General features: G+C 63.7%; 2 protein-coding genes. Both read right to left on the bottom strand.

What is annotated here, in order from left to right; all coding sequences use genetic code 11:
• Nucleotides 1-369 (bottom strand): hypothetical protein (locus AB0O67_RS37280; protein ID WP_365460546.1); only part of this gene is annotated, 369 nt, incomplete at its 3' end.
• 78 nt (nucleotides 370-447) lie between these two features.
• Entirely contained in the window at nucleotides 448-1392 is a 945-nt protein-coding gene (locus AB0O67_RS37275) for an MIP/aquaporin family protein (protein WP_365460543.1), read from the bottom strand.
• Nucleotides 1393-1734: the final 342 nt, after the last annotated feature.

Below are 1734 nucleotides of genomic sequence, written 5' to 3'. Positions count from 1 at the left end.
GTGGTCGTCGATGAACACGTACAGTGCCGCCAGAAGGGCGTCCAGGTTTGTCTTCACACACTGACCAACGGGCGCCCTTCGCCATGGTCGCGACCGGGGCGGGAACGTTCGATCAACCATGCACTGCACATCATCGCGGTCACGCAGGTCCGATGCGGTGGTGAAGGCGCCGACTACTTCGCCAAGCAACTGGCTCGCGGCAAGCCCCAAGGAGGCTGTGCGCCTGCTGCGTCGCCGCGTCTCCGACCGCGTCTTTCGGGCCCTGCGCGCCGACCAGGCCGTCAGCCAGCCCATCGTGACGCATGCCTGCCCGCCGGTTTCTGCCGCAGCTTGACGTAGGGGCATCGCCGAGTGGCGCAGGTCCGGCATGGGCCAGAACCAACGGGATGTTCGGCGAGCCGCTCAGCGGTCTTGACAGGTCTCCCGTCCGTGCCTGACCGCCCCGGCCTACACCTCGTCGGTGGTCGTGGGACGTGTGCGTCCCGGCACCGGCGGAACCGCCTCCTGTGCGCGGACATACAGAACATCTCCGATGAATAGGTCGTAAACCAGCGCCCCGACCACCCCACCGGCAAGGGGGCCCACGATGGGAATCCACCAGTAAGCGCTGAACGCACCCGACAAACTGCCGGGGAACGCTAGATCATTCCAACCAGCCATCCAGGTGAGCAAGCGGGGGCCGAAATCGCGGGCCGGGTTGATGGCATACCCCGCATTTGCCCCGAAAGACATGCCGATTGCAGCCACCACAAAGCCGATCACCAGGGGACCGAGGTTGGCTTTCACGGCTGTGTTGCGCAAGTCGATCACGGCAGCGACGAGCATGACCAGGAACGCAGTGCCTACGACCTGGTCGATCAGTGGGCCCCAGATGCCACCGTGAAAGTATGGTGCAGGGAAGGTCGCAAAGATCGAGAACGAAGCGAGAGTGTGCCCGCCCGTCTTGGGCCCCTTCATGGCGGCGTCGAACGCATTGATTGCGTCGTAATACACGGTGTACACCAATGCTGCTCCGGCAAGGGCGCCGGCCACCTGGGCAGCCCAGTACGGAAGAACTTTGACCCAGGGGAATTTGCGCCGTACCGCGAAGGCGAGGGTGACCGCCGGGTTGATGTGCGCCCCGCTGACCCCGCCGGCCACGTAGATACCGAAGACCACGGCCATGGCCCAGCCCCAGGTAATCAGCAACCAGTCCCCGGCCCCCAGAAAAAAGGTAGTAGGCCCCGAGGTGCGACCAGAACCGGGCAGCCCAGCCACCGCTACCGCTACCACGCCGCATCCAAAGGAGATGAGGACGAAGGTACCCAGAAATTCCGCGAGGCATTCACCGGGCAGGCCCGCGCGGCGTCTGAGTCGAGAGGGTTTTACCAAGGGCGGAATCTCTGATGCCATCTGGTCCGTCCTCCGAGTATTCGTCCGGTCGCGATCAAGGGGAAAATGACTGCACGTCGGACCGGGACATGGTCTGGGTTCGTTGCGCGGTCACGGTGAACGCCTCCCTATGCCTATCGCCTGAGCCGGACCGCAGCGAGCCGAGAGCGTCCGTGTGGGCCTGTGCGTATGTCGCGGGAGATGGCGGGACACTCGATGAAGGGCCTACGTGTTGAAGATCAAGTCTGGGGCTATAAGGTAAAATGGTCACAAAAGCGTTTTGGCTGCAGCTTGATCCTGGTAGCCGACGCGCCTTCTCCCGCATGCCGCACCTGGGAGGGGTGTCGATGGATCCATGGCTCA

The organism is Streptomyces sp. NPDC086077 (assembly GCF_040686175.1).
Lineage (GTDB): Bacteria > Actinomycetota > Actinomycetes > Streptomycetales > Streptomycetaceae > Streptomyces.
This window is presented reverse-complemented; position numbering and strand designations above follow the sequence as displayed.